This is a genomic window from Ectopseudomonas guguanensis (assembly GCF_900104265.1).
GTDB lineage: Bacteria > Pseudomonadota > Gammaproteobacteria > Pseudomonadales > Pseudomonadaceae > Aquipseudomonas > Aquipseudomonas guguanensis.
Window position 1 is genome coordinate 105,892 of the sequence record NZ_FNJJ01000003.1, and the last position, 25,930, is coordinate 131,821.

The 25,930-nt window shown below is 65.6% G+C and carries 28 protein-coding genes and 1 other RNA gene; 18 read left to right on the forward strand and 11 right to left on the reverse strand.

The genetic code is table 11. The features are described 5' to 3' along the window. Positions 1–100: 100 nt before the first annotated feature. Positions 101–994 (forward strand): bile acid:sodium symporter family protein, encoded by an 894-nt coding sequence (locus BLS61_RS05195; RefSeq protein ID WP_090428310.1) that lies wholly within the window; start codon positions 101–103, stop codon positions 992–994. A 93-nt stretch (positions 995–1,087) separates the two neighbouring features. On the opposite strand, the gene BLS61_RS05200 is transcribed toward BLS61_RS05195, so the two are convergent. Both BLS61_RS05200 and BLS61_RS05205 read right to left on the reverse strand, forming a co-directional pair. Continuing rightward, positions 1,088–2,278 carry a benzoate/H(+) symporter BenE family transporter gene (locus BLS61_RS05200; protein ID WP_090428313.1) on the reverse strand — a complete coding sequence of 397 codons (1,191 nt, stop codon included), beginning with the start codon at positions 2,276–2,278 and terminating at the stop codon, positions 1,088–1,090. Continuing rightward, positions 2,278–2,889 (reverse strand): LysE family translocator, encoded by a 612-nt coding sequence (locus BLS61_RS05205; protein WP_003243708.1) that lies wholly within the window; start codon positions 2,887–2,889, stop codon positions 2,278–2,280. The genes BLS61_RS05200 and BLS61_RS05205 overlap by 1 nt, the downstream gene beginning before the upstream one ends. Before the next feature lie 157 nt (positions 2,890–3,046). Between BLS61_RS05205 and BLS61_RS05210 the strand changes: the two genes are divergently transcribed. Beyond that, positions 3,047–3,694 carry a hypothetical protein gene (locus tag BLS61_RS05210; RefSeq protein ID WP_090428316.1) on the forward strand — a complete coding sequence of 216 codons (648 nt, stop codon included), beginning with the start codon at positions 3,047–3,049 and terminating at the stop codon, positions 3,692–3,694. Between the two features lie 54 nt (positions 3,695–3,748). Here the strand turns inward: BLS61_RS05210 and BLS61_RS05215 are convergent, their stop codons facing one another. The 4 genes from BLS61_RS05215 to BLS61_RS05230 form a co-directional block, all read right to left on the reverse strand. Next, complete coding sequence (locus BLS61_RS05215; RefSeq protein WP_090428319.1) at positions 3,749–6,157, reverse strand: TonB-dependent siderophore receptor; 2,409 nt, start codon at positions 6,155–6,157, stop codon at positions 3,749–3,751. Between the two features lie 78 nt (positions 6,158–6,235). Beyond that, positions 6,236–7,192, reverse strand: coding sequence for a FecR family protein (locus tag BLS61_RS05220; RefSeq protein WP_090428322.1), 957 nt, complete (start codon positions 7,190–7,192; stop codon positions 6,236–6,238). Then, complete coding sequence (locus BLS61_RS05225) at positions 7,189–7,707, reverse strand: RNA polymerase sigma factor (protein WP_003243715.1); 519 nt, start codon at positions 7,705–7,707, stop codon at positions 7,189–7,191. Before BLS61_RS05225 ends, BLS61_RS05220 begins: the two co-directional genes overlap by 4 nt. Before the next feature lie 196 nt (positions 7,708–7,903). Continuing rightward, on the reverse strand, positions 7,904–8,425 hold the full coding sequence (locus tag BLS61_RS05230) for a MarR family winged helix-turn-helix transcriptional regulator (RefSeq protein ID WP_090428325.1): 522 nt from the start codon (positions 8,423–8,425) through the stop codon (positions 7,904–7,906). An 83-nt stretch (positions 8,426–8,508) separates the two neighbouring features. On the opposite strand from BLS61_RS05230, the gene BLS61_RS05235 reads away from it, so the two are divergent. The 9 genes from BLS61_RS05235 to BLS61_RS05275 all read left to right on the forward strand — a co-directional run bounded on the left by BLS61_RS05235 (position 8,509) and on the right by BLS61_RS05275 (position 16,385). After that, positions 8,509–9,666, forward strand: a complete 1,158-nt coding sequence (locus tag BLS61_RS05235; RefSeq protein WP_090428328.1) for an aminotransferase-like domain-containing protein — start codon at positions 8,509–8,511, stop codon at positions 9,664–9,666. 105 nt (positions 9,667–9,771) lie between these two features. Next, entirely contained in the window at positions 9,772–10,374 is a 603-nt protein-coding gene (locus tag BLS61_RS05240; RefSeq protein WP_090428332.1) for a glutathione S-transferase family protein, read from the forward strand. Positions 10,375–10,436: 62 nt separating this feature from the next. Further along, positions 10,437–11,864 (forward strand): arginine-ornithine antiporter, encoded by a 1,428-nt coding sequence (gene arcD, locus BLS61_RS05245; RefSeq protein WP_090428335.1) that lies wholly within the window; start codon positions 10,437–10,439, stop codon positions 11,862–11,864. 68 nt (positions 11,865–11,932) lie between these two features. After that, complete coding sequence (locus tag BLS61_RS05250) at positions 11,933–12,337, forward strand: hypothetical protein (protein ID WP_090428338.1); 405 nt, start codon at positions 11,933–11,935, stop codon at positions 12,335–12,337. A gap of 73 nt (positions 12,338–12,410) precedes the next feature. After that, a complete protein-coding gene (locus tag BLS61_RS05255) occupies positions 12,411–12,710 on the forward strand; it encodes a hypothetical protein (RefSeq protein WP_090428342.1) in 300 nt (99 codons plus the stop codon). Beyond that, positions 12,697–14,097, forward strand: a complete 1,401-nt coding sequence (locus tag BLS61_RS05260) for a TolC family protein (protein ID WP_090428345.1) — start codon at positions 12,697–12,699, stop codon at positions 14,095–14,097. Before BLS61_RS05255 ends, BLS61_RS05260 begins: the two co-directional genes overlap by 14 nt. A gap of 16 nt (positions 14,098–14,113) precedes the next feature. Next, a complete protein-coding gene (locus tag BLS61_RS05265) occupies positions 14,114–15,526 on the forward strand; it encodes a multicopper oxidase family protein (RefSeq protein WP_090428348.1) in 1,413 nt (470 codons plus the stop codon). Positions 15,527–15,577: 51 nt separating this feature from the next. Continuing rightward, positions 15,578–16,072 carry a cupredoxin domain-containing protein gene (locus BLS61_RS05270; RefSeq protein WP_090428350.1) on the forward strand — a complete coding sequence of 165 codons (495 nt, stop codon included), beginning with the start codon at positions 15,578–15,580 and terminating at the stop codon, positions 16,070–16,072. Between the two features lie 19 nt (positions 16,073–16,091). After that, a complete protein-coding gene (locus BLS61_RS05275; RefSeq protein ID WP_090428353.1) occupies positions 16,092–16,385 on the forward strand; it encodes a copper-binding protein in 294 nt (97 codons plus the stop codon). 44 nt (positions 16,386–16,429) lie between these two features. On the opposite strand, the gene BLS61_RS05280 is transcribed toward BLS61_RS05275, so the two are convergent. After that, on the reverse strand, positions 16,430–16,708 hold the full coding sequence (locus BLS61_RS05280; protein WP_090428355.1) for an HU family DNA-binding protein: 279 nt from the start codon (positions 16,706–16,708) through the stop codon (positions 16,430–16,432). A gap of 338 nt (positions 16,709–17,046) precedes the next feature. On the opposite strand from BLS61_RS05280, the gene BLS61_RS05285 reads away from it, so the two are divergent. Further along, positions 17,047–18,681, forward strand: coding sequence for a methyl-accepting chemotaxis protein (locus tag BLS61_RS05285; protein WP_090428357.1), 1,635 nt, complete (start codon positions 17,047–17,049; stop codon positions 18,679–18,681). 106 nt (positions 18,682–18,787) lie between these two features. Next, positions 18,788–18,884, forward strand: an RNA gene (gene ffs / locus BLS61_RS05290) — signal recognition particle sRNA small type. A gap of 121 nt (positions 18,885–19,005) precedes the next feature. Here the strand turns inward: ffs and BLS61_RS05295 are convergent. After that, positions 19,006–19,293, reverse strand: coding sequence for a DUF3509 domain-containing protein (locus BLS61_RS05295; RefSeq protein WP_090428360.1), 288 nt, complete (start codon positions 19,291–19,293; stop codon positions 19,006–19,008). Between the two features lie 53 nt (positions 19,294–19,346). Next, positions 19,347–19,568 carry a hypothetical protein gene (locus BLS61_RS05300; RefSeq protein ID WP_090428363.1) on the reverse strand — a complete coding sequence of 74 codons (222 nt, stop codon included), beginning with the start codon at positions 19,566–19,568 and terminating at the stop codon, positions 19,347–19,349. Positions 19,569–20,030: 462 nt separating this feature from the next. On the opposite strand from BLS61_RS05300, the gene dnaX reads away from it, so the two are divergent. The 4 genes from dnaX (at position 20,031) to BLS61_RS05320 (ending at position 23,866) form a co-directional block, all read left to right on the forward strand. Continuing rightward, positions 20,031–22,103 (forward strand): DNA polymerase III subunit gamma/tau, encoded by a 2,073-nt coding sequence (gene dnaX, locus BLS61_RS05305; RefSeq protein WP_090428366.1) that lies wholly within the window; start codon positions 20,031–20,033, stop codon positions 22,101–22,103. A 26-nt stretch (positions 22,104–22,129) separates the two neighbouring features. Continuing rightward, a complete protein-coding gene (locus tag BLS61_RS05310; RefSeq protein WP_003240957.1) occupies positions 22,130–22,456 on the forward strand; it encodes a YbaB/EbfC family nucleoid-associated protein in 327 nt (108 codons plus the stop codon). Between the two features lie 210 nt (positions 22,457–22,666). After that, positions 22,667–23,266, forward strand: a complete 600-nt coding sequence (gene recR / locus BLS61_RS05315) for a recombination mediator RecR (protein ID WP_090428369.1) — start codon at positions 22,667–22,669, stop codon at positions 23,264–23,266. Between the two features lie 30 nt (positions 23,267–23,296). After that, positions 23,297–23,866, forward strand: a complete 570-nt coding sequence (locus tag BLS61_RS05320; protein WP_090428371.1) for an eCIS core domain-containing protein — start codon at positions 23,297–23,299, stop codon at positions 23,864–23,866. On the opposite strand, the gene BLS61_RS05325 is transcribed toward BLS61_RS05320, so the two are convergent. After that, on the reverse strand, positions 23,847–24,368 hold the full coding sequence (locus BLS61_RS05325) for a GNAT family N-acetyltransferase (RefSeq protein ID WP_090428374.1): 522 nt from the start codon (positions 24,366–24,368) through the stop codon (positions 23,847–23,849). The two genes, BLS61_RS05320 and BLS61_RS05325, sit on opposite strands and share 20 nt — an antisense overlap. Further along, a complete protein-coding gene (locus BLS61_RS05330) occupies positions 24,362–24,799 on the reverse strand; it encodes a rhodanese-like domain-containing protein (RefSeq protein WP_090428377.1) in 438 nt (145 codons plus the stop codon). Before BLS61_RS05330 ends, BLS61_RS05325 begins: the two co-directional genes overlap by 7 nt. Before the next feature lie 96 nt (positions 24,800–24,895). Between BLS61_RS05330 and ftrA the strand changes: the two genes are divergently transcribed. Then, positions 24,896–25,864, forward strand: coding sequence for a transcriptional regulator FtrA (ftrA, locus tag BLS61_RS05335; protein ID WP_090428380.1), 969 nt, complete (start codon positions 24,896–24,898; stop codon positions 25,862–25,864). The last annotated feature ends 66 nt before the right edge of the window (positions 25,865–25,930 follow it).

Below are 25,930 nucleotides of genomic sequence, written 5' to 3' on the forward strand. Positions count from 1 at the left end.
TCCCGTCAGCGAGCGAGCTAAGGTTGGCTCGCAGGGCCACTGTCAGCGGTGGCCCTGACTGCGCAAAATCCTGCCAGGTTCCCCTGGAGCGATAACAATAATGACCGCCGATCCCTTGCTGACGTTTTTCCTCCCTGCCGCGCTGGGCATCATCATGCTCGGCCTCGGCCTGTCGCTGACCCTGGCCGATTTCGCCCGGGTGGTGAAATTCCCCAAACCCGTGCTCATCGGCCTGGCCTGCCAGCTATTGCTGCTGCCGCTGGCCTGCTTCTTCCTGGCCAAGGCCTTCGGCCTGGCACCGGCGCTGGCCGTGGGCCTGATGCTGCTGGCCGCCTCGCCGGGCGGCACCACGGCCAACCTGTACAGTCACCTGGCCCATGGCGACGTGGCGCTGAACATCACCCTGACCGCGGTGAATTCGGTGATCGCCATTCTGACCATGCCGTTGATCGTCAACCTGTCGCTGATGTACTTCATGGCGGACGATCAGGCCATACCGCTGCAATTCGCCAAGGTGGTGCAGGTGTTCGCCATCGTCCTCGGCCCGGTGGCCATCGGCATGTGGTTGCGCAGCCGCTTTCCCGGTTTCGCCGAGCGGATGCAGAGGCCGGTGAAGATCGTTTCGGCGCTGTTCCTGTTGCTGATCATCCTGCTGGCGGTGGCCAAGGACTGGCGCACCTTCGTCGATTACGCGCCCTCGGTCGGCGGCGCGGCACTGGCTTTCAACCTGCTGAGCATGGCGGTGGGCTACTGCGTACCCAGGCTGCTCAAGCTCAATCTGCGTCAGGCGATCGCCATCGCCATGGAGATCGGCATCCACAACGGCACCCTGGCCATCGCCCTGGCGCTCAGCCCGGCGCTGCTGAACAACCCGACCATGGCTATCCCTGCGGCCATCTACAGCCTGATCATGTTCATCACGGCGGCGCTGTTCGGCCTGTGGGTCAACCGCGTGCATGGCGCAGAATTGGCCGAGCCGGCGCCCGGACGGTAGGGTGCGCTGCGCGCACCGCTTGAACACGCGGCTAGCCAGTGGTGCGCGCGGCGCACCCTACCGCTTGCTCGGATGCAGTCCGGGCTGCGGGGGCTACCGCTTGCCCCAGCTCAGCACGGCCAGGGTCAACAGCCCGGCGACTATGCCCCAGAAGGCCGAGCCGACGCCGGCCAGGGTCATCCCCGACGCCGTGACCAGGAAGGTGATCAGCGCCGCTTCGCGCTCGTTGGGCTCGCTCATGGCCTGGGTCAGGCCGCCAATGATCGAGGCGAACAGCGCCAGCGCGGCGATGGAGAGGATCAGCGCCGCCGGCAGCGCGGCGAACAGCGAGGCCAGGGTAGCGCCGAAGATGCCGGCGATGGCGTAGAACACCCCGCACCAGACCGCCGCTGTGTAGCGCTTGCGCGGGTCTTCATGGGCTTCCGGGCCGGCGCAGATGGCGGCGCTGATGGCGGCCATGTGTATGCCGTGGCTGCCGAAAGGCGCCATCAGGATCGATACCAGGCCGGTGCTGGTCAGCAGCGGTGAGGCCGGCACGTCATAGCCGTTGGCGCGCAGCACGGCCATGCCCGGCAGGTTCTGCGAGGCCATGGCGACGATGAACAGCGGAATGCCGATGCTGATCGCCGCGGCCAGCGAGAAGCTCGGCGTGGTCCACTCGGGCGTGGCCAGTTGCAGCTGGAAATCGCTGAAGTCCAGCAGGCCGAACACCCCGGCCAGCACACTGCCGACGATCAGCGCGGAGAGCACCGAGTAGCGCGGCCACAGACGTTTGCCGAGCAGATAGGCCAGCAGCATGGCGATCACGAGAAAGGGCTGTTGCTCGGCAGCCACGCAGATTTCCAGACCGATCTTGAACAGCACACCGGCCAGCAGCGCAGCGGCGATGGAGGCGGGTATGCGGCGCATCAGGCGGTCGAAGGTACCGGTCAGGCCGATCAGCACGATCAGGCCCGAGGCCAGGATGTAGGCGCCGATGGCCTCGCCGTAGGACACCTGCGGCAGGCTGGTGACCAGCAGCGCCGCACCAGGCGTCGACCAGGCGATCATCACCGGCGCGCGATAACGCAGCGAGAGCACGATGCAGCACAGCGCCATGCCGATCGACAGCGCCCAGATCCACGAGGAAATCTGCCCGGCGGTGAGGCCGGCAGCCTGACCGGCCTGGAACATCAGCACCAGGGAGCTGGTATAGCCGGTGAGCATGGCGATGAAACCAGCCACCACGGCCGAGGTGGAGGTGTCGGCCAGTGGGCGCAGGCGGGTAGGGGCGATGTCTTGCATCAGAGCAGTCCCGTGTCGACGAAGATGGGGTAGAGCGAGGCGACCAACAGTAGCGCCATGCCGATATTGAAGGCGCGCAGGGCGCGCGGGTTGTCCAGCCAGCTGCGCAGCAGGCTGCCGGCAACGGTCCACAGGCCGACGCTGGGGCAGTTGACCAGGGCGAACAGTGCAGCGATCAGCAGCACGTTGCTGACGAAGCCGTCCTGCGGGGTGTAGGTGGTAATGGCGCCGATGGCCATGATCCAGGCCTTCGGGTTGACCCATTGGAAGGCCGCGGCCTGGAGAAAGGTAAACGGCTTGGCGGCGGGGTTGTCACGGCCTTGCGGAGCGCCGGCCTGGGCGATCTTCCAGGCCAGGTAGAGCAGGTAGGCCGCGCCGACGTAACGCAGCACGTCATGCAGCACCGGCAGGCGTTCGAACAGCTGGCCGAGGCCCAGGCCTACCGAGGCCACCAGCAGCATGAAGCCCAGGCTGATGCCGAGCATGTGCGGGATGCTGCGGCGCACGCCGAAATTCACGCCCGAAGCGAGCAGCATCATGTTATTGGGGCCGGGCGTCACCGAGGTGACGAAGGCGAAGGCAATGAAGGCGAGCAGCAGTTCGGTGGACATGGTCGTTCTCCGGTGACTGGCAAAGCCTATTGCGCGGCTGCGGTGGCGTCGCGGTACAGCCACCGCTGGGTTGAACCGTACAGTCTGGTCAAGCGCCGCGCGGCTGGTTAGCCTCGTGCTTTTGCCGAACAAGTTTGCCGAACAAGGCTGACGTGCGATGCAACCGGACAATCCCTACAGTGCGCCACAGGTGGAACTGCTCGACGCCGCCCCCGTTCACCGCCTGCCGGGCTGGAGCGCTCGCCAGTTGCGGATGCTCGGTTGGCTGGCGCTGGTCTCGGTACTGGCCAACGCGCTGGTGGTGAGCCTGCTGTTCGCTGGCGCCATGCTGCCGCAGGACGATGCGCAATTGCTGTTGACCTATACCGACTGGCTAAGCCTGGCTCTGGTGCTGCTCGGTTGCTATCTGCTGCTGCGTTTCAAGGCTTTTGCCGAGGCACGCTTTGCGGCGCGCCGCCTGAGCGTGCCGGTGTGGGCCGTGGTGGTGCTGTCCCTGCTGCTGGAGTGGGCCGACCTGCTGCTGGGCGAGCAGCTGTTTGGCGGGCTGGACTGGCAGACGCTGAGCTATATGGCGCTGCTGTGTCTGATGGGCGGCTGCACCACCTGGCTGGGCGTGCGCCTGCTCAGGCTGGAGTTTCCCTATCCGGCGCTCAAGGTGATGGCCTGGCTGAATATAGTCGGCGGGCTGATGCTGGCCAGCGTGCTGTTGATGCTGCTGGCACTGTTGCCGCTGCTGGGGGCGGGCGTGGCGCTGATGCTGGTGTTCTTCAAGGGCGCTGCCGAGTTGCAGGAGACGGCGAGCTGACTGTGGCGTAAATGACAGGAGCCGCCCATCGGGCGACTCCTGTTTTTCAGCCTGTTACCACTTGTAGTCGATGCTCGCGGTGACCCGGCGCGGGTCGCCGGCATAGCAGTAGAAGCCATCGCAGGTGGCCAGGTATTCCTTGTCGAACAGGTTGGTGGCGTTGAGCGATACGCTGGCACCACGCAGGCTGGCATCGAGCTGACCGAGGTCGTAGCGCACGGCAGCGTCGTAGACGGTGTAGGCGCTGCTATGGCCGTCGGAGGCATCGCGCACGAAACCCAGGTTGCCGACGGCGATGTTGTCGGTGGAGCCGACGAAGCGGGCGCCGAAGCCAACGCCGAATCCGGCCAGCATGCCCTGATTCCAGTCATAGTCGGCCCAGATCGAGGCCTGGTGTTCCGGCGTGAGAGGCAGGGCGCGGTTCTTGTCGCGCGGGTCGCCAACCTTGGTCATCTTGCTGTTGGTGTAGGTGTAGGAGGCCGTCAGGCTGAGGTTCTCGGTGAGGCTGCCGGTGGCCTCCAGCTCCAGGCCGCGTACCTCTACCTCGCTCACCGGTTCGCTGGCGCCGGCGATATTGGTGGTCACGATGTTCTGCCGCTTCAGGTCATAGACCGCGGCGGTCAGCAGCATGTCGCTGCCCGGCGGTTGGTACTTGATGCCCAGTTCGTACTGCTTGCCGGTACTGGGTTTGAACGCGGCGCCGCCGTTGCCGCCCGCTTCGGCCTGGAAGGATTCGGCGTAGGACACATAAGGCGTGAAGCCAGAGTCGAAGACGTAGCTCAGCGCGGCGTTGCCGCTGAACTGGCTGTCGCGGCGGCTGTCCTTGGCGTCATTGGCGTTGTAGAACACCGAGTCGGTATCCAGCCGATCCCAGCGGCCACCCAGGGTCAGGCGCCAGGCGTCGAGGGCGATCTGATCCTGCAGGTAGAGGCCGGTGTTCCGGCGCTTCTGGTTGTAGTCCTGGAAGGCGGTGTAGGCGACACCACTGAAGTCCTGGCCATAGATCGGGTTGATGATATTGCTGCTCGGGGCGCTGCCATACAGCCAGCGGTAATCGGTATTGACGCGCAGATAATCCACGCCCAGCAGCAAGGTATGGGTCAGCGCGCCCGTATGGAAGTCAGCCTGGAAATTGTTATCCATGGCGAAGTGGCTGATGTTCTCGTCGTACACATTGGCGCCGCGCGCAACCGTGCCGTCGTCAGCGACCGCGGTAGCCCAACCGCCAGCCGTGATGATCTGGTTATCCAGCTCGAGCTTGCTGTAGCGCAGGTTCTGATTGAACTGCCAGATATCGTTGATGCGGTGCTCGAAGGCGTAGCCGAGGGCATAGAAGGTCTTGTCGTAGAACTCCCAGTCGGGGTCGCCGAGGTTCTTGTTGTAGTCGATCTTGCCGGCCGGCGTGCCCAGCTTGGTGCCTTGCAGGGGCAGGAACTGGCTGGTGCCGCCGGTATCGTCGCGATTGAACTGGCCGAGGAAGGTAAGCCTGGTATTGTCGTCGATGTTCCAGGTCAGGCTGGGTGCGAGGTTGAAGCGCTGGTCATCCATATGCTCGATGACCGTGCCGCTGTCACGACCCACGCCACTGAAACGGTAGAGAAAACGGCCATCGTCATCGATCTTGCCGGTGCTGTCGAAGCTGATCTGCTTGTGCTGGTAGTTGCCGACTTGCACCTGTACTTCATGGCTGCTTTCGGCCTGTGGGCGACGGCTGACGGCGTCAACCAGGCCGCCGGGCGGGGTCTGGCCATAGACCGAGGAGGCCGGGCCGCGCAGTACGGCGACGCGCTCCAGGTTCCAGGTCTCCAGTTTGGGCATGGTGTAGCTGCCCTTGGGCAGTGGCAGGCCGTCGAGCAACTGAATCGGTTCGAAGCCGCGGATCTTCATCCAGTCGGCGCGGCTGTCGCTGCCATAGCTGCTGGCGATCACGCCGGGCATGTAGCGCACCGCATCGTCCAGGTTCTGCACCTTGCGATCCTGCATCTGCTCACGGGTGGCAACCGAGATGGAGCGTGGCGTCTCCAGAAGCGGCGTGTCGGTCTTGGTGCCGGTTGCCGTGCGGCTGGCCAGGTAGCCGCGGGTCGGGCCCCAGGCCGTTTCGGCGGCCTGTTCGCTGGCGGTAACGGTCACGTCGGGCAGCGCCACCGCCGATTCGGCGGCAGGCACCAGGCTGTAGACGCCAGCGCCGTTGCTCTGCAGTTGCAGACCGGTGCCGCGCAGGGCGTGGTTGAGCGCGTCGACGGCTTGCAGATCACCTTGCACCGGCGCCGAGCGTTTGCCCTCGGTCAGCGCCGGGTCGATGCTCAGGGTCACGCCAGCCTGGCTGGCGATTTGGTTGAGCGTGGCGGCCAGGGGGCCGGCGGGCAGCTGATAGGGCTCGGCATGAGCCAGTCCCACCTGGCCGGCGAAAGCGATGGTCAGCGCCAGCAGAGTGCGGCGGAAGGGAGCAGCGGTGGAGGACATTGCGAACTTCTCCTAAGAGGTAATGTATCTCAATGTCCTTTTGCCGAAGCAAAAATGAAAAGTGACAGGGGCGGCGGATTATTTTTCTGCCGGCACGACGCGCGTCCACCAGGGGCCGATCTGCTCGATGCGCACCGGCAGGCTCGGTGGCAGTGCGGCCAGGGCCTTGTCGCTGTCGTGCAGCGGGAAGCTGCCGCTGATACGCAAGCCGGCCAGGCTCGGGTCGAGGCCCAGGTAGCCGCTACGGTATTCGCCGAGTTGATCGATAAGGCGCTGCAGCGGCAGGTTGTCCGCCACCAGCATGCCGCGACTCCAGGCATCGGCGCCGATGGGCGCGGGGCTGCTGTCGCTGAGCTGCCGGCTGTCCATGCGCACCTGCTCGCCACTCTGGATGATGCGCTCCTGCGCAGCGGAGAGCGGCCGCGCAGCCACAGCCGACTGCAGGACGATCAGCTCGGTGGCGTCTCCATCGCGACGCACCAGAAAGCGCGTCCCCAGGGCGCGCAGGCGGCCCTGCGCCGTCTCCACGACGAACGGACGCGCATCGCCCTTGGCGGTCTGGATCAGGATTTCGCCGCTGAGCAGTACCAGGCGGCGCTCGTCGTCGTCGAACGCCACGTCCAGCGCGCTGCGGCTGTTGAGGCGGATCTGGCTGCGGTCGGCGAGCAGCAGGTCGCGCTGTTCCCCGGCAGCGGTGCGATAGTCGGCAAGGTAGTCGCCCAGCGGGCGCTGCTGAGCCAGCAAGGCCAGGGCGACGCCGCTTGCCAGCAGCAGGGCCAGGGCATCGCCTCCCAGGCGTCGCAGGCTGCGACGCCGCTGGCCGCCTTGCAGCAGGGCGCGGCGGGCCGGCGCTGGGGTGGCGGCGGCGAGTTGCTGGTCGATGCCGCCGAGCCTGCGCCAGACCAGGCCATGCTCGGGATGGGCCGCCAACCAGCGGGCGAAATCCTGGCGTTGCTGTTCGCTGGCCTCGCCGGAGTCCAGGCACAGCTGCCAGGCAATGGCCTCATCCAGGGCGCGCGCCGATACCCGGTTCATTGCGGCGCTCCATACAGCGCGATGTAGCACTGGCGCAGGCCCTGGGCGAGGTACTGGCGCACCCGCGAGGGCGACACGCCGAGACGCTCGGCGATCTCGGCATGGCCGAGACCGTCCAGGCGGTTGTAGAGGAAGGCGGCGCGCGCCTTGCTCGACAGGTGTCCGAGCAGACGATCGATCTCGCTCAGCTGTTCCAGCGCCAGCGCCTGTTCCTCGGGGCTCGGTTGCAGGGCCTCGGGGGCCAGAGCGAGTTCTTCGAGATAGGCGCGCTCCAGCGCACTGCGGCGGAACTGGTCGATCAGCAGGCCCCTGGCGATGGTGGTGAGCAAGGCACGAGGTTCACGCGGGCTGTGCAGGTCCGGGCGGCCGAGCAGGCGCACGAAGGTGTCCTGACTCAGATCTTCGGCGCGCTGCGTGCAATTCAGACTTTTGCGCAGCCAGCCGAACAGCCAGTCGCGATGGTCGCGGTAAAGCAGGCCGACCAACTGCTGATTGCTGGAATCCTGAACCGACACGCGCACCTCGCGAGATCTAAGTTAAGGTGATAATGATTCGCATATGATTGCAGAGGTCATGGTTGCGCGCAATTGCCGAAATGACCGGCGGTGCAGGGGAATGCAAGGGGGGAGGCTGAATCGGCAGGAGCAGCGTTGCTCGCGAACAAGAGGCTTCGCCAGCAACGCTGCTAGGAGTGGGACATGGCGGCGGTGGCTACGTACGTTCGTGGCGGCTGCGGGCCAGGGCGTGATTGACGGCCAGCCAGCCCTGTACGGCTTCTTCTCCCATTTCGCTGAACACCCGCTGCAGCAGTCGCGCCTGCTCGCGACGCAGGGCCTGTTCCAGCTTGGCGCCTTCGGCGGTGAAGCCGAGCAGGCGTTTGCGCTTGTCGTCTTCTGCCGCCTCGCTCTGCACCAGGTGCATCTCCATCAGCTGGCGCAGCGGCGTGTTCAGCGCCTGCTTGCTCACGCCCAGGTAGCCCAGCAGCTCCTTCATGCTCAGCCCGGGATACTTGGCGATGAAGAACAGGATGCGGTGGTGCACCCGCGACAGGCCGCGCCTGGCCAGCATCTCGTCGGGCTTGGCGGTGAAGGCCTGGTAGCCGAAGAAGAAGGCCTCCATGGCCGCCTGCTGCACGGCGGGGCTCTTCATCGCCTGCCACCCGGTGCGGCCACCCTGCGGGCCGTCGCTGGGCGAGGTCAAAAATTTCTCGGGGAAATTTTTTAGGTCAGTCATATTGACGTATCTCTGGGCGGCGTCGTAGTTTCGGTCAAGCAGTTTGACTTAATTCCAATGACATTTGCACCCCAGGACATCCCATGGCCTTCTCCGAACGCATCGCCCGCCTGAAAAGCTCCCTGATCCGTGAAATTCTCGCCGCGGCGCAGCGTCCGGAGGTGATGTCCTTCGCCGGTGGGCTGCCGGCCGAGCCGATGCTGCCGAAGGTGGACTGGGCCGAGATGCCGGCGAGCATGGGCCAGTACGGCATGAGCGAGGGCGAGCCGGCGCTGCGCGAAGCCATCGCCGCCGAAGCGCGGGCCCTGGGCGTGCCCTGCGAGGCCAGCCAGGTGCTGATCGTCAGCGGCTCGCAGCAGACGCTGGATCTGGCCTCCAAGCTGTTCATCGATCCGGGCACCGAGGTGCTGCTCGAGGCGCCGACCTACCTGGCCGCGCTGCAGGCCTTCCAGCTGTTCGGCGCCGCTTGCATCAGCGTGCCGCAGGAGGCCGATGGCCCCGAGCTGGCCGCGCTGCGCCAGCGTCTGGAAACGCACCAGCCGGCTTTCGCCTACCTGATTCCGACCTTCCAGAATCCGTCCGGCACCCGTTACAGCGAAGCCAAGCGCGAAGCGGTGGCGGCGCTGCTCGACGAGTTCGGCGTGACCCTGATCGAGGACGAGCCGTACCGCGAGCTGGTGTTCGACGCCGGCAGCGCCACGCCCATCGTCAGCCGCCTGCAGAAGGCCAGCTGGATCTACACCGGCACCGTTTCCAAGACCCTGCTGCCGGGCCTGCGCGTCGGCTACCTGATCGCCACCAAGGACCTGTACCCGCACCTGCTGCGCCTGAAGCAGTCGGCCGACCTGCACACCAACCGCATCGGTCAGTGGCAGGCGCTGCAGTGGCTGGGCAGCGAGCAGTACCGTGGCCACCTGGCCGAGCTGCGCGATTTCTACCGCATCCGCCGCGACGCCATGCAGGCCGCGCTGCTGGAACACTTCGGCGAACTGGCCGAGTGGCAGATCCCGCAGGGCGGGCTGTTCTTCTGGCTGACCCTCAAGCAGCCGCTGGATACCCGCACGCTGCTCGATGCGGCGCTGGCGCAGAACGTCGCCTTCATGCCGGGCGAGCCGTTCTTCATCGACCCGGATGCCAACCCCGGCCACCTGCGACTGAACTTCAGCCATGTGGCGCCGGAGCGCCTGGGCGAGGGGCTGCGCCGGCTGGCGGCGGTGATTCAAGAGGCGCAGGCGAAGTAGAGGTTTGTAGCGTAGGAGCAACTAGCTGGCGACGCTCTCGCTGCGGCGGATCGCCGGCGAGTCGGCTCCTACGAAAACACAGGGAAACTCGGGGAGGGCGATGCGATGTACAAGGTCTACGGCGATTACCGGTCGGGCAACTGCTACAAGGTCAAGCTGATGCTGCATCTGCTCGGCAAACCCTACGAGTGGGTGCCGATCGACATTCTCAAGGGCGAAACGCAGAGCGAAGCCTTCCTGGCCAAGAACCCCAACGGCAAGATTCCGGTGCTGGAGCTGGACGACGGCACCTGCCTGTGGGAGTCCAACGCCATCCTCAACTACCTCGCCGATGGTAGCGACTTCCTGCCCCGCGAGCCGCGCCTGCGCACCCAGGTGCTGCAGTGGCAGTTTTTCGAGCAGTACAGCCACGAGCCCTACGTTGCGGTGGCGCGTTTCATCCAGCTCTACCAGGGCATGCCCGAGGAGCGCCGCGAGGAGCATGCGCGCTGCCTGAAACTCGGCTACAAGGCCCTGAAGGTGATGGAAAAGCAGCTCGAACGCACGCCCTATCTGGTCGGCGAGCATTACTCCATCGCCGATATCGCCCTGTATGCCTACACCCACGTGGCCGATGAGGGCGGTTTCAGCCTCGAAGCCTTCCCGGCCGTGCGCGCCTGGCTCGAGCGCGTGGCCAGTCATCCGCGTCATGTGACCATGCTGGGCTGAGCTGCCTGGCAGCTGTAACAGCCTCGACTAGAGTTTGGCGGTAGCCGTACGAGGGAGCCGCCATGTCGGATGGAAGTCGCAAGCTGGGCCTGGGGTCGCTGACCGCGCTGGTGGTGGGCTCGATGGTCGGTGGCGGGATCTTCTCGCTGCCGCAGAACATCGCCGCGCGGGCCGATGTCGGCGCGGTGCTGATCGGCTGGGGGATTACCGCGGTGGGCATGCTGGCGCTGGCCTTCGTGTTCCAGGGCCTGGCCAACCGCAAGCCGCAGCTCGATGGCGGGGTGTACGTCTACGCCAAGGCGGGCCTCGGCGATTACATGGGTTTTTCCTCGGCCTGGGGCTACTGGATCAGCGCCTGGCTGGGCAATGTCGGCTACTTCGTCCTGCTGTTCTCGACCCTGGGTTACTTCTTCCCGGCCTTCGGCCAGGGCAACACGCCGCTGGCCATCGCCTGCGCCTCGGTGTTGCTGTGGTGCGTGCACGCCCTGGTGCTGCGCGGCATCAAGGAGGCGGCGCTGATCAACCTGATCACCACCGTGGCCAAGCTGGTGCCGATCCTGCTGTTCATCGTCATCGTCGGCCTGGCCTTCGACCGCGACATCTTCACCCGTGACATCTGGGGGCGCAGCAATCCGCAATTCGGCGGCGTGCTGGAGCAGGTGCGCAACATGATGCTGGTCACGGTGTTCGTGTTCATCGGTATCGAGGGGGCGAGCGTGTACTCGTCGCGTGCCGAGCGCCGCCGCGATGTGGGCAAGGCCACGGTGATCGGTTTTCTCGGCGTGCTGGCACTTTTAATGCTGGTCAACCTGCTGTCGCTGGGGGTGATGAGCCAGCCCGAGCTGGCGGCGCTGCAGAACCCGTCCATGGCCGGAGTGCTGGAGCATGTGGTGGGGCGTTGGGGGGCGGTGCTGATCAGCATCGGCCTGGCGGTGTCCTTACTCGGTGCGCTGCTGTCCTGGGCGCTGCTGTGCGCCGAAATCCTCTTCGTCTCTGCCAAGGACGGCACCATGCCGGCCTTCCTGCACCGGGAGAATGCCAACCAGGTGCCGGTCAACGCGCTGTGGCTGACCAACGGCATGATCCAGCTGTTTCTGCTGATCACCCTGTTTTCCCAGGGCACCTACCTGTCGCTGATCTACCTCGCGTCGTCGATGATTCTGGTGCCCTACCTGTGGTCGGCGGTCTATGCGCTGTTGCTGGCGTTGCGCGGTGAAACCTATGAAGATCAGGCCGCGCTGCGCCGCAAGGATCTGGCCATCGGCCTGCTGGCGGTGGGTTACGCGATCTGGCTGTTGTATGCCGGTGGGGTCAAGTATCTGCTGCTGTCGGCGCTGCTCTACGCGCCGGGGGTGCTGCTGTTTCGCCAGGCCAAGCGCGAGCAGGGGCAGGTACTGTTCACCCGCTACGAATGGCCGATCTTCGCCGCCGTATTGCTGACCGCCGTGCTGGCCGGCTATGGCCTGTATGCCGGTCACCTGACACTGTAGGGCTGGACAAAGCGGCCAGCGCGCGGATAATCCGCCCCATCGCCCTCTGACTCTGGCCTCGCTACCCCATGCGCAAAACCCTGCGTACCGCCCTGATCTGGATACTGATGCTGGCCCTGCCGGCACAGGCCATGGCGGCGCTCGGCATGCAGTTGTGCGAGCAGGTGCATCGCAGCGGCGCCCTGCAGATCAGCGCCAGTCAGCACGGCGAGCACGGCATGCACCACGACATGGCGGCCGCCAGCGCACATGGCGCGCATCAGGACGCCGCCCCGGTTGCCAGCAACGATGCTCCCGCCGATGGCAGCCTCTGCACCCTGTGCGCCTTCTGCGTCGGTGTCGCCGCGCCCAGCCAGCCGTTTCTGAACGACTCTGCCCTGCAAACCGTCGAGCCGGCTACAGCCTGGCCCGACCGCCTTATCGTCGGTCTGGCCGACACGCCCGAACGCCCCCCGCGTCTTTCTCTCGCCTGAGCCCCTTGGTAGCGCCGTCCTGCGGCGCCTGTAGCTCACGCGGCCGCCTGGCCGCCGTACGCGAGAATACATCATGACTTTGCATTCCCTTGCCGCAAGGCTGCTGGGCATCGCCGCCCTGGCGCTGCCCGGCATTCTGATGGCGGCCCAGCCCGATCCGCTGGACGCCAACGCCGCCGTGCCGGCGCAGGATTACCGTTCCCCTCTGCAAGACTACCGTGCCCAGGCCGACGAGCCGTTGCAGGACTGGCGCGCGGCCAACGACCTGGTCGGCCGTATCGGCGGCTGGCGCACCTACAGCATGGAAGGCTGGGAGCAGCCGGCCGAGCAGGGCGCCGAGCCCGTCGAGGGAGGTGGCCATGACCACCATTAAACCCGCCGTACTGCTCTGCGCCGCGCTGCTGCTGGCCGGATGCGCCGGCTTCAGCCAGGACGGTGGCTTCGACCCGGTGCAGCAAAGCGCCGAGCGCCAGCTGGACAAGCAACTGCTGTGGGCCCGCGACGAGGCCGGGCGCGGGCAGGTCGAGGCACGCGTCGCCGAGTTGCTTGCCGAACCCCTGAGCCTGGATGCCGCGGTGCAGCTGGCGCTGCTCAACAACCGTGGTCTGCAGGCGTCCTTCGACGAGCTGGGCATCGGCGAGGCCGAGCGCGTGCAGGCCGGGCGCCTGCCCAATCCCGGCTTCTCCTATGGCCGTCTGGAAAAGGGCAGCGAGGTCGAATACGAGCGCGGCCTGCACCTGAATCTGGCGCGGCTGATCGCCCTGCCGCTGACCTCGCGCCTGGAAGTTCGGCGCTTCGAGCAGCTGCAGCGGCAGACCAGCCTGGCGGTGTTCGACCTGGCCAGCGAGACGCGCAAGGCCTGGTACCAGGCGGTCGCCGCCGAGGAGAGCCTGGTCTACGCGCGGCAGGTGCTGGACGCCGCCGAAGCCGGCGCCGAGCTGGCCCGGCGCATGGCCGCGGTGGGCAACTTCAGCAAGCTGCAGCAGGCCGAGCAGCAGAACTTCTACGCCGAGGCCGGCATCGGTCTGATCCAGGCCGAACAGGCGCGCGTACGCAGCCGCGAGCAACTGACCCGTCTGCTCGGCCTGTGGGGCGTGCAGCTCGACTACCGCCTGCCCGAACGCCTGCCGGCGCTGCCGAAAAACGCGGACGAGTTGCCGGACGTGGAGCGCCTGGCCATGAACCAGCGCCAGGACATCCAGGCCGTGCGCCTGGATGCCGAGCGCCTGGCGCAGAACCTCGGCCTGACCCGCACCACGCGTTTCATCAACGTGCTGGAGCTGGGCGTGGTCAACAACCGTTCCAACGAGGAGCCGACCCAGCGCGGCTACGAGATCAGCGTCGAGCTGCCACTGTTCGACTGGAGCGGTGCCAAGGTGGCACGGGCCGAGGCGCAGTATCGCCAGGCGCTCAACCGCGCCGCCGAGACGGCGATCAACGCCCGCTCGCAGGTGCGCGAGGCCTATCACGCCTACCGCAACGCCTTCGAGTTGGCGCAGCACTACCGCACCGAGGTGCTGCCGCTGCGCCAGCGCATCGCCGAGGAAAACCTGCTGCGCTACAACGGCATGTTCATCAGCCCCTTCGACCTGCTCGCCGATGCGCGCCGCCAGGTGCAGGCGGTGGATGGCTACCTGCAGGCGCAGCGCGCCTTCTGGCTGGCGCGCGCCGACCTCGACATGGCCCTGTTGGGCGCCCCCAATCCCTCGCTCGGCGCGGCGCCTGCCGCTGCTGCCGAGCCGGCCGCCGCCGGCCATTGAACAAGGAATTTCCCAGATGGTTTCACGACGCGATTTCTTTCTCGGGGCCGGCGCCATCGGCGCTGCGGTGGCCAGCTCGGCGGTCAGCCGGGTGGCCATGGCGGCCCTGCCCGAACCGGTGCTGCAGGCCAGCGCCGACACCCAGCCGCCGCTGCAGCCGGGCAGCGGGCGGCCCTACAACCCGGTGGTCACCCTCAACGGCTGGACCCTGCCATGGCGCATGAACAACGGCGTCAAGGAGTTCCACCTGGTCGCCGAGCCGGTGGTACGCGAGCTGGCGCCCGGCTACAAGGCCCACCTGTGGGGCTACAACGGCCAGTCGCCGGGGCCGACCATTGAGGTAGTGGAGGGCGACCGGGTGCGCATCTTCGTCACCAACAAGCTGCCCGAGCACACCAGCATCCACTGGCACGGCCAGCGTCTGCCCAATGGCATGGACGGCGTCGCGGGCCTGACCCAGCCGGCGATTCCGGTGGGCAAGACCTTCGTCTACGAGTTCGTCGCCCGCCGCCCCGGCACCTTCATGTACCACCCGCACGCCGACGAGATGGTGCAGATGGCCATGGGCATGATGGGGTTCTGGGTCACTCACCCCAGAGAGCATCACCCATTGATCGCCGAGGTGGACCGCGACTACTGCTTCCTGCTCAGCGCCTACGACATCGAGCCGGGCGCCTACACGCCGAAGATCATGCAGATGCTCGATTTCAACCTGTGGACCTTCAACAGCCGCGTGTTCCCCGGCATCGACCCGCTGGTGGCGCGCCAGGGCGAGCGGGTGCGCCTGCGCGTCGGCAACCTGACCATGACCAACCACCCGATCCACCTGCACGGTCACGAGTTCGAGGTCACCGGCACCGACGGCGGGCCGACCCCGGTCAGCTCGCGCTGGCCGGAGGTGACCGCCGACGTGGCGGTGGGGCAGATGCGCCAGCTCGAGTTCATCGCCGACGAGGAGGGCGATTGGGCGCTGCACTGCCACAAGAGCCACCACACCATGAACGCCATGGGCCACGACGTGCCGACCCTGGTCGGCGTCGATCACCGCGACATGACCCGCAAGATCGCCAAACTGGTGCCGGACTACATGGTGATGGGCGAGCGCGGCATGGCCGACATGGCGGAGATGCAGATGCCGCTGCCGGACAACACCGTGCCGATGATGACCGGCGACGGCCCGTTCGGCTCGGTGGAGATGGGCGGCATGTTCACCATGCTCAAGGTGCGCAAGGAGCAGGCCGCTGGCGACTACCGCGACCCGGGCTGGTTCAAGCATCCGGCCGGCACGGTGGCCTATGAATGGAAAGGGGCACTGGCCAACCCGAGCCGCTCGCACGACGGCGGCGGCCAGTCGATGCCGCTCAAGCAACCGCTCGATGCACCGGTGGAAGTGCAGGTACGCAAGCCCGGCGGTCATGCCGGGCATTGACGGGGCGGGCCGCCACGCGGCCCGATCCCCACAGCAAGCGAGGATTCACCGATGAAAACAGCACAGGTACTGGTTCTGACCCTGATCGGGCTGCTTGGCAGCCCGGCAGCGCTGGCCCATAGCGAGACGCACGAGCGCCATAAGGCCGCCGCAACGATCAAGGAGCAGAAGCCCTGGGGCATCGCCGGCGATGCCGGTGAGGTCGACCGCACCATCGAGATCCGCATGACCGATCAGATGCGCTTCACCCCGGATCGGCTGCAGGTCAGGCAGGGCGAGACCATTCGTTTCGTCCACCGCAACGACGGCAAGATCCTCCACGAGTTCGTCATCGGTACCCGCGAAACCCTGGATGAACATGCCGAGGCGATGCTGCGTTTTCCCGGCATGGAACACGACGAGCCCTATATGGCTCACGTTGCGCCGGGGCAGAGCGGCGAGATGATCTGGACCTTCAACCGCGCCGGCGAATTCGATTTCGCCTGCCTGATCGCCGGCCACTACCAAGCCGGCATGGTTGGCACCATTCAGGTGCTGGCCGACTGACCTACGAGAGGAAACACGCATGAAGAAGCAACTGATGATCGCGGCGCTGGCCGCCCTGTTCAGTCTGCCGTTGCAGGCCGCCGACCCCGCACCGCTGAGCCAGGGCGAGGTGCGCAAGGTGGACGCCGCCGCGCAGAAGATCACCCTGCGTCACGGCCCCATCGCCAGTATCGGCATGCCGCCGATGACCATGGTGTTCGAGGTTGAGAAAGCGGAACTGCTGGAAGGAGTTTCAGCTGGAAAGAAGGTGCGCTTCCAGGCGCGCCAGGAGGGTAACCGTTACATCGTTACCGAACTGCAGGTGGTGGAATAGCCAGCAGAGCCGGCCCGGGCATTGCGCTCCGGGCCGGCGAACAATCAATTCAGTGCGTCGGTCAGGGCCTTGGCTGGCACCAGCTTGACCACTTTCTTGGCAGCGATTTCGATGGCCTTGCCGGTCTGCGGGTTGCGGCCGGTGCGGGCCGGGCGCTCGCTCACCTTCAGCTTGCCGATACCCGGCAGGGTGATCTCACCGTCGTTTTCCAGCGCGTCGCCGACAATTTCGCCCAACTGATCGATCAGGGTGCGGACGGTAGCCTTCGGCAGGGATACGGCCTCGGCCAGGTCGCTGATCAGTTGGTCTTTGGTGATTGCCATGATGTAACTCCGTTTGCAGGTAATAGGTTCGGCGCCGCAGGCATGGGCCGCACAGCCGAAAACGTGGGGAACGCTAGCACAAAAGGTAGGAATCGGCAGCGCCGTTGCGGTACTTCCGATAGGGCTTAGTGTCGCAGCGGCTCGGGTGGTTCCAGGGGGCGAGTAAAAAACGCAGTGGCCGCTGATGTCTGGATTCACAGCGTCGCAGCGCACCGCGTGGGGTCTCACCCAGGCTGCCTGGTCCGCAGGGGGGCTCGGCATCCTTTTCAGATGGCCGGACTGCGCGCCGGCAGCGCTCGACTAAGCTTCAGGAAACTGCCCAACACTGGAGTGCAATCATGCTGCGCGCATTCGCTGATCTGGGGTTTCGCTGGAAGATCGCCCTGCCCATTTTGCTGCTCGCTGCCTTGCTGGTGGCCATGGGGGCGCTGGGTATGCGTGGTATCACCCAGGTTGCAGAGTCCAGCACCACCTTGACCAATCGCCATCTGCCGGCCATCAGTCTGCTGCTCAATGCCGACCGCGATCTCTATCAGGCCTTCGTCGCCGAACGTAGTTTGCTCGACGAGGACTCCGCTGCGTATGCCGAGAAGCTCCGCGCCTATCACGCGGAGAACCTGCAGCAAGCCTATGACCGCGTGCACAAGTTCGCCGCGACGCAGCCAGGTAGCGCAGCGCTGGCCCTGGTGGCGGAGTTCGATCGTGGCTTCGAGCGCTGGAAGGCAACTTCGTTGCGCGTGCTGGAAATGGCCCGCACTGACCCCGCTGCGGCCAGTCGGCTGAGTTTTGCCGACAGCGAGGCGCAGTTCAATGAGGCCCGTAGTGCCATCGACAAGCTGGGCGAGATGGAGGACGACGCCGCCAATGCGCTGGGCACCGCGGCGATCGCGCGTGGCGACGCGCTGGTCTGGCAGCAGGGACTGATCATCGCCATCGGGCTGCTGGTGTGCCTGGTGCTGGTGGTGGGCTTCCCGCTGCTGGTGACCCGTCCGCTGCACAGCCTGCTGCATCGCATCGAGCAGATCGCTGACGGCGATGGCGACCTGCGGGTCCGTCTGGATGTGTCGTCCCGGGACGAGCTGGGCAAGCTCAGCCATGCCTTCAACCGCTTCCTCGACAAGCTGCAGCCGCTGATCAGGGAGGTCGGACGGGTAACCGGCGAGGTGGCTGACTCGGCCAGGAGCCTGGCCGGCATGGCGGCGGCCAATGATCGGCTGATCAGCAGCGAGCATGCCGCCGTGGATCAGGTCAGTACAGCGGCCACCGAGATGAGCGTGGCGGTGCATGAGGTGGCACGCAATGCGCAGAATGCGGCCGATGCCGCGCGGCACGCCGAAGTGCAGTCGCGCGAAGGCGCGCAGGTGGTGGGTGCGACCATTCATTCGATCCGGCAACTGGCGCAGGAAGTGGAAAGTGCTTCCGACACCATCCAGACCCTGGAGCAGGAAACCGCCAACATCGGTGCGGTGCTGGCGGTGATCAAGGGCATCGCCGAGCAGACCAACCTGCTGGCGCTGAACGCTGCCATCGAGGCGGCGCGGGCAGGGGAGCAGGGCCGCGGTTTTGCCGTGGTTGCCGATGAGGTGCGGGCGCTGGCCGCGCGCACCCAGGAGTCGACCAAGGACATCCAGCAAATGATCGAGCGCCTGCAGGTGGGGGTGCAGAACGCGGTCAAGGCCACCCACTCGGGTAGCGAGCGGGCGCGGCAGAGCGTGGAGCAGGCCGCCGGGGTGGATCAGGCGCTGAGCGTGACCGGGGATTCGGTACAGCGCATCAACGACATGGCAGCGCAGATCGCCACCGCCTGCGAGGAGCAGAGCAGCGTCACCGAAGAGATCGCGCGCAATATCAGCGACATTCGCGACCTGTCCAACGAGGCTGCGCAGACCTCGGAACAAAGCAGCCAAGCCAGTCAGCGCCTGTCCGAGCTGTCCAGCGGCTTGGCCCAGCTGGTGGGGCGGTTTCGGGTCTGATGCAGCCCGTCTCTGGCATCTAAGTGCTTGAGGCGGTTGTAAGTTTGCATTTAGTCGTTACAATGGCGCGGCCCGTCGCAATGACGGGCTTCGTTATGGTGGACCCTGTCGGTCCCCTCGCAACGATTACCCGTGAACCTGGTCAGGCCCGGAAGGGAGCAGCCACAGCGGGAACATCGTGTGCCGGGGTGTGGCTGGCAGGGTTCGCCTCCAGCATCTTCCCGTCTTCTTCTTGTTCGTCATGGCCGGCTGGCTGCCTTGTACTTTGCTGCGCGCAATAAAAAGCCCGCGCATGGGCGCGGGCTTCTCGTGGGCCGGATGGATTCAGGCAGTGCGGTAATTCAGCACGCTGTCCTGTTCCTTGAGCGTCTTGCGCAGGTCGGCGGGGATATTGCCGGCACGTACCGCCAGCTCCAGGCGAATCTCTTCCAGGCTCTGGGCAAAGGCACCTTGATCGTCGAGCTGTGGTTTGGCCAGGACGCGGCTGTAGACGGTGCTGTCGCTCTCGTCGAGCAGGGCGAGGATGATGCTGCCGTCCGGGCGTGGCGAGCTGAAACTGGCACGCAGCGGATTGAACAGGTGATCGACGAGTTGCTGGTTGGTGAGTTCCATGTCCTACTCCATCCTGTGGTGGGTCACCTTCGACCTCGGGATGGTGAATTGGTTCAGGCCGTGAGCGACTGGCGCGTGCGCTCGATCACCTGTTGCAGCGACTCGTCGTTGTACTGGCCCGGATACAGACGCTGGCTGTACTGGGCTATGCCGGTCTTGTCGACCAGTGTGAAGCTGAAGCTGCCCTTGCGTGCGGCCTGGATACGGCAATCGAAAGGCGCGAAGGCGTGGGTCAGGGTGCTGATGGCTTTCTGGATCTGATGTTGAGTATTCATTTTCCTGGGTGTTCCTTAAAACATGTGCGCATCGATGCGCGTTGTATTGCTCCATGAGGTCGGCCGAAAAGCGGCCTCAGCAAGTAACCATTCGGAGCTTTATGGGCACGATAAAGTTCCATTGTTACGGTTCTTCGGCGTGGTCGGTACGTCGGAGGCAGGCGGGGAAACAGCACCGATAAGCGGTGAGTCGGCCTGATCAGTCAGCAGGTGGGATCGGGGAGGGCGGTAGCGACAGGATGCGCTAGACGTTGAACCGGGAAACCAGCGAGGCGGCGCGAAAGCCTTTTTGACTTACAGCGTGGTACGACGGCGCGGATGATAAGTCATTGGTCAAGGTTTGACCAGCGCTATTTGCCTGTGCCCACGCGCGCGCCGTACCGGGCTCGGTTGGCGGATGCAATTTGCCGGTTGCTCCGCTAGGATTAGCCCACTTTTGCTTTCCTCACATGACGGTTTTCCATGAGTTATCAGGTTCTTGCACGTAAATGGCGTCCGCGCTCGTTCCGCGAAATGGTCGGCCAGACCCATGTGCTCAAAGCCCTGATCAACGCCCTGGACAGCCAGCGCCTGCACCACGCCTACCTGTTCACCGGCACCCGCGGTGTGGGCAAGACCACCATAGCGCGGATCATCGCCAAGTGCCTGAACTGCGAGACCGGCATCAGCTCCACGCCCTGCGGCACCTGCTCGGTCTGTCGGGAGATCGATGAAGGGCGCTTCGTCGATCTGATCGAAGTGGACGCCGCCAGCCGCACCAAGGTCGAGGACACCCGTGAGCTGCTCGATAACGTGCAGTACTCGCCGAGCCGCGGGCGCTTCAAGGTCTACCTGATCGACGAAGTGCACATGCTCTCCACCAGTTCCTTCAATGCCCTGTTGAAGACCCTGGAGGAGCCGCCGCCCCATGTGAAATTCCTGCTCGCCACCACCGACCCGCAGAAGCTGCCGGTTACCGTGTTGTCGCGCTGCCTGCAGTTCTCGCTGAAGAACATGCCGCCGGAGCGGGTGGTCGAGCACCTGACTCACGTCTTGACCGCCGAGAACGTACCCTTCGAGGACGATGCGCTGTGGCTGCTGGGTCGTGCCGCCGACGGTTCGATGCGCGATGCCATGAGCCTGACCGACCAGGCGATTGCCTTCGGTGAAGGCAAGGTACTGGCCGCCGATGTGCGCGCGATGCTCGGCACGCTGGATCACGGTCAGGTCTATGGCGTGCTGCATGCGTTGATCGAAGGCGATGCGCGCGCGCTGATCGAGGCGGTGCGTCATCTGGCTGAACAGGGGCCGGAGTGGAATGGCGTGCTCTCGGAGATGCTCAACGTCCTGCACCGCGTGGCCATCGCCCAGGCACTGCCCGATGCCGTGGACAACGGTCAGGGTGACCGCGAGCGTGTGCTGCAACTGGCCCAGGCGCTGCCGGCCGAGGATGTGCAGTTCTATTACCAGATGGGCCTGATCGGTCGTCGCGATCTACCGCTGGCGCCGGATCCGCGCGGCGGCTTCGAGATGGTGCTGCTGCGCATGTTGGCGTTTCGCCCCGCAGGCGCGGACGACGCGCCAAAGGTCACGCTAAAGCCCTTGGGGATCAGCCAGGCCACTGCTGATTCCCAACCGAATCCAGTGGCCGGCACCGCTATGCCGGCTCCTGTGGTTTCTGCTCCCGCTGCTGCTGTGGTTTCGGCACCGTCTGCGCCTGTCTCTCCAGCAGTGGCCGAAGTCCGTCCGGTCACGCCAGCTCCGAGCAGCGAGCCTGTCGTGAGTGAACCCGTCCCGCCTGTTGAGGCCCCGGTTGCGACCGCCCCCAGCCTGCCGCCCGAGCCAGAGCCCGAAATCGCTGCTCCTGCGGCTGCCGTCGATGTGCCCTGGGAGACCGCCAAAGCCGCGGAACCGGCAGTCGCAGCCGTTCAGCCTGTCGTTGCGCCAGAGCCTGTAGCGGTGGAGGTGGCAGCAGTTGCCGAGCCCGCTCCGAGCGAGGTCGTGCCGCCTGTGGTGGATGCTGATGGTGTTGACGATGAGCCACCGCCCGGCGATTACGACTATGTCGAGATGGACGCGGAAACGCTCGACTATGACTTCGGCCAAGCCGAGGCCGAGGCGCCAGCGGTTGCAGAGCCGTTGCCGGCCGCCAAACCGGCTACCGGCCTGGCGGCAGAATGGCTGACCCTGTTCCCGCAGCTGGGGCTGGGCGGCATGACCGGCAGCATCGCCGCCAACTGCACGCTGATCGAAGCCAATGGCGACGACTGGCTGCTGCACCTGGATCCGGCGCACAGCGCGCTGTTCAATCCGACCCAGCAGCGCCGTCTCAACGACGCGCTGAACCAGCTGCAGGGGCGCAGCATCAAATTGCGCATAGAGCTGTGCAAGCCGGAGCAAGAGACGCCGGCGCAGGCCGCAGCCCGTCGCCGCGCCGAACGCCAGCGCAGCGCCGAGGCCTCGATCCATGCCGACCCGCTGGTGCAGCAGATGATTCAACAGTTCGCCGCCAAGGTGCGCGACGACAGCATCGAACCTATCGATACCCCCAGCTAACACCCCCGAACACCGAGGATACCGACATGATGAAAGGTGGCATGGCAGGCCTGATGAAGCAGGCCCAGCAGATGCAGGAAAAGATGCAGAAGATGCAGGAAGAGCTGGCCAATGCCGAAGTCACCGGCCAGTCCGGCGCCGGCCTGGTCAGCGTGGTGATGACCGGTCGTCACGACGTCAAGCGCATCACCCTGGACGACAGCCTGATGCAGGAAGACAAGGAAGTGCTGGAAGACCTGATCGCCGCCGCGGTGAATGACGCTGTGCGCAAGGTCGAGCAGAACAGCCAGGAGAAGATGGCCGGCATGACGGCGGGGATGCAGCTTCCTCCCGGTTTCAAAATGCCCTTCTGATCCTGTGACGCCCAGCCGGCACGCATTACTGCGTTGCGAAAGGCTCCGAGCATCCTCATTTACAGACGTAAACTCCGGTGCTCGCGGCCTTTCGCGCCTTGTACTGCATACCGTCTGGTCGCCCCGTGGTGATGGTGTGCAAAACGCACCCGTTCGTAGGGTGGGCTTTAGCCCACCAGATCATTGCCCGCCAACTTTTGCAGGACTTCCATGAGCTTCAGCCCTCTGATTCGCCAGTTGATCGACTCCCTGCGCATCCTGCCCGGTGTCGGGCAGAAGACGGCGCAGCGCATGGCGCTGCAGCTGCTCGAGCGTGATCGCAGCGGCGGTCAGCGCCTGGCGCAGGCGCTGAATGCGGCGATGGAAGGTGTGGGGCACTGCAAGCGCTGCCGTAGCCTGAGCGAGGACGAGATCTGCCAGCTGTGCCTGGACGAACGTCGCGACGACAGCCTGCTGTGCGTGGTCGAGGGGCCGATGGATGTGCATGCCGTGGAGCAGACCGGCTTTCGCGGCCGTTACTTCGTGCTCAAGGGGCACCTGTCGCCACTCGATGGCCTCGGTCCCGAGGCCATCGGCATTCCCGAGCTGCTGGAGCGGATCGAGGCCGGTGCCTTCAGCGAGGTGATCCTCGCCACCAACCCGACGGTAGAGGGCGAGGCCACGGCGCACTACATTGCGCAGATCCTCGCCGGCAAGGGCCTGGTCGCTTCGCGCATCGCCCATGGCATGCCGCTGGGTGGCGAACTGGAGCTGGTCGACGGCGGTACCCTGGCGCATGCCCTGGCCGGTCGGCGTCCGATCAGTCTTTAAGCCCTCAGAACCTTCCAACTCGGAGTGCCTGTGATCACCGACACTCTGCGCCGCATCGCTCTGCTGTTCCTGCTGGGAGCGCCCCTGGTCACCCAGGCACAATGCCCGACCGGGCAGATACAGGTCTGCCTCGGTGGTTCCTGTCTGTGCGTACCCGATCCGGTGCGCGTGCGTGAAGATGGCCTGAACATGGCGGCGGCGCGCCTGGAGGCCTGGCTGCTGCAATCGCGTCAGGCGGCGCTGCGAGCCGGTACCGAGCCCATCCCCCTGATGATTCGCGCGCAGCTTGCGCCCTTCTACGACGATGCCTTGCTCGATGAAGTGCGCTTTCGCGTGGGCATCACCGACGAGATGGACGCCGCCACCGTCATGCTGCAGAACCCCGATGTGCAGGCCGTGACGCTGGTGGATGTGGTGGTGTTTCGCGATGCCGAGGCAGCCGCCAGCGATGCCGCGCTCTGGGCGCACGAGCTGTGGCATGTGCAGCAGTACCGCGACTGGGGCACGGCCGAGTTTGCCCGCCGCTACACCCGTGATTTCCAGTCTGTGGAAGGGCCTGCGTACGAGATGCAGGCGCGGGTCAGGCGGGCGCTGCGTTAGCGGTGCAGTCTGCTGCGCAGTGATGCTCTGCCAGGGCAGCCAGGGCGCTGTGGTCCATCGTGTAGGCGATCCACTTGGTATCCGGTTGTCCGCCCAGGCGCCGATAGAAGCGCTCGGCCTTCTGGTTTCCCGCCAGCACATCCCACTTCAATCGGCCTGCACCGCGAGTCTTTGCCCAGCGGGCCACCGCGGCCAGCAACTGTTCGCCCAGTCCCTGGCTGCGTGCATCAGAGGCCACGTATAGCTCCTTGAGTCGAACCGTCGGGCGCAGGTCATAGGTGAAGGTGAGCTCCTGAATTACCGCATAGCCGAGCAGGCGGTCCGAAGTCTCTGCCACGAATATCCGGCACTGGGGTTCAGGGGCGAATGCGCGGGCTGTCAGTTGCTCCTCGTCCACCGCGAAATTCTCCAGGTAGTCCTCGAAGCGGGCCAGCTCACGCATCAGCGGGAGGAGGACGGGCACATCCTCGGCCCGCGCCTCGCGCACATATGGGCTCAGCATGCGCAGGTAAAGGTAGGGCGGGCTTGCTGCGGGCTTTGCGCGCCGGTCAGGCTCAGGCCTTCATCCAGCCAACCCGTGACACCGCCGAGCATCTCCTTTACCGCGAAACCCAATCCGGCCAGGCGCACGGCGGCTCGGTGCACGCCATTGCAGTGTGGGCCGGCGCAGTAGACGACGAACAGGGTGTCGCGTGGATATCCGGCCATGAACTCCGCACTCATCAGACGATGGGGGATGTTGATCGCGCCGGGTATGTGGCCAGCGGCGTAGGCGGCTTCTCCGCGCACGTCGACCAGCACGTAGTCGACCTCGCCCGCCTGCTGGCTGGCATGCACGTCCGAGCAGTCGGTTTCGAAGGCCATGCGCTGGGTGAAATGGGCAATTGCGGTTTCCGGGCTGGCAGCAGGGTGCTGACGAACGAGGCTGGGCATGGTGACTCTCCATCGGTTGGGTGATGGCGCCACTGTATCCAGCGCGCATCCTGCTCTAAAGTGGCGGGCAAGACAGTAACTGGTAGGTTTCCGCCAATGCACGACGATCCTGGCCTGGTGGCCATCCTGGCTTACGATGGCCTGTGCACCTTCGAGTTCGGCATTGCCGTGGAGATCTTCGGTCTCCCCCGGCCCGAGTTCGATTTCCCCTGGTACCGCCATTGCATCGTTGGCCTGGACAACGGCCCCATGCGCGCCATGGGCGGTATCCAGATACTCGCCGAGGCAGGACTGGAACGCCTGGCCGAGGCGCGCACCATTGTCATCCCCGGCTGGCGTGACCGTGCCGAGTTTCCTCCCGAGCCTTTGTTGTCCGCCCTGCGCGACGCTCATGGGCGTGGCGCTCGGCTGGTTTCCATCTGTTCCGGCGTTTTCGTCCTGGCTGCCAGCGGCTTGCTGGACGGTCGACGCGCTACTACCCACTGGCGCTACGCCGAGGAGCTGGCGCGTCGTTTCCCCGCTGTCGAGGTGGATCCAGACGTGCTTTATGTCGATGCCGGCTCGCTCATCAGCTCGGCTGGCAGTGCCGCCGGTATCGATGCCTGCCTGCACCTGGTGGCGCGAGACTTCGGTACCCGGGTGGCCAACAGCGTAGCCCGGCGCTTGGTGATGTCACCCCAGCGGGCCGGCGGCCAGGCCCAGTTCATTCCGGCCCCGGTGGCCCGGGCGCCGCGCAGCGACCTCTCCACCCTGATGCAATGGGCGCGGCAGCACTTGCATGAGCCCCTGGAAGTGAGCCAGCTGGCACGTCGCGCTGCCATGAGCGAGCGTACCTTCCTGCGCCGCTTCAGTGAGGCCACGGGCATGACGCCCAAGGCCTGGCTGCAGCACGAGCGCCTGGCACGTGCCCGTGAACTGTTGGAGAGCGGCGCGGATGGCAGTGAGCGCATCGCTGAGCTGTGCGGTTTTCGCTCGGTGGAGAGTTTCCGTGTGGCCTTTCGCAACGCTGTCGGGCTACCGCCTTCGGCTTACCGCGAGCGTTTCGGTGTGACGCACGCATCCTGATCCGCGAACAGCCTCAGCTTGAAAACCAAGCAAGCGCTAGGTTAGGGTGGCCGAAACAATAACGGG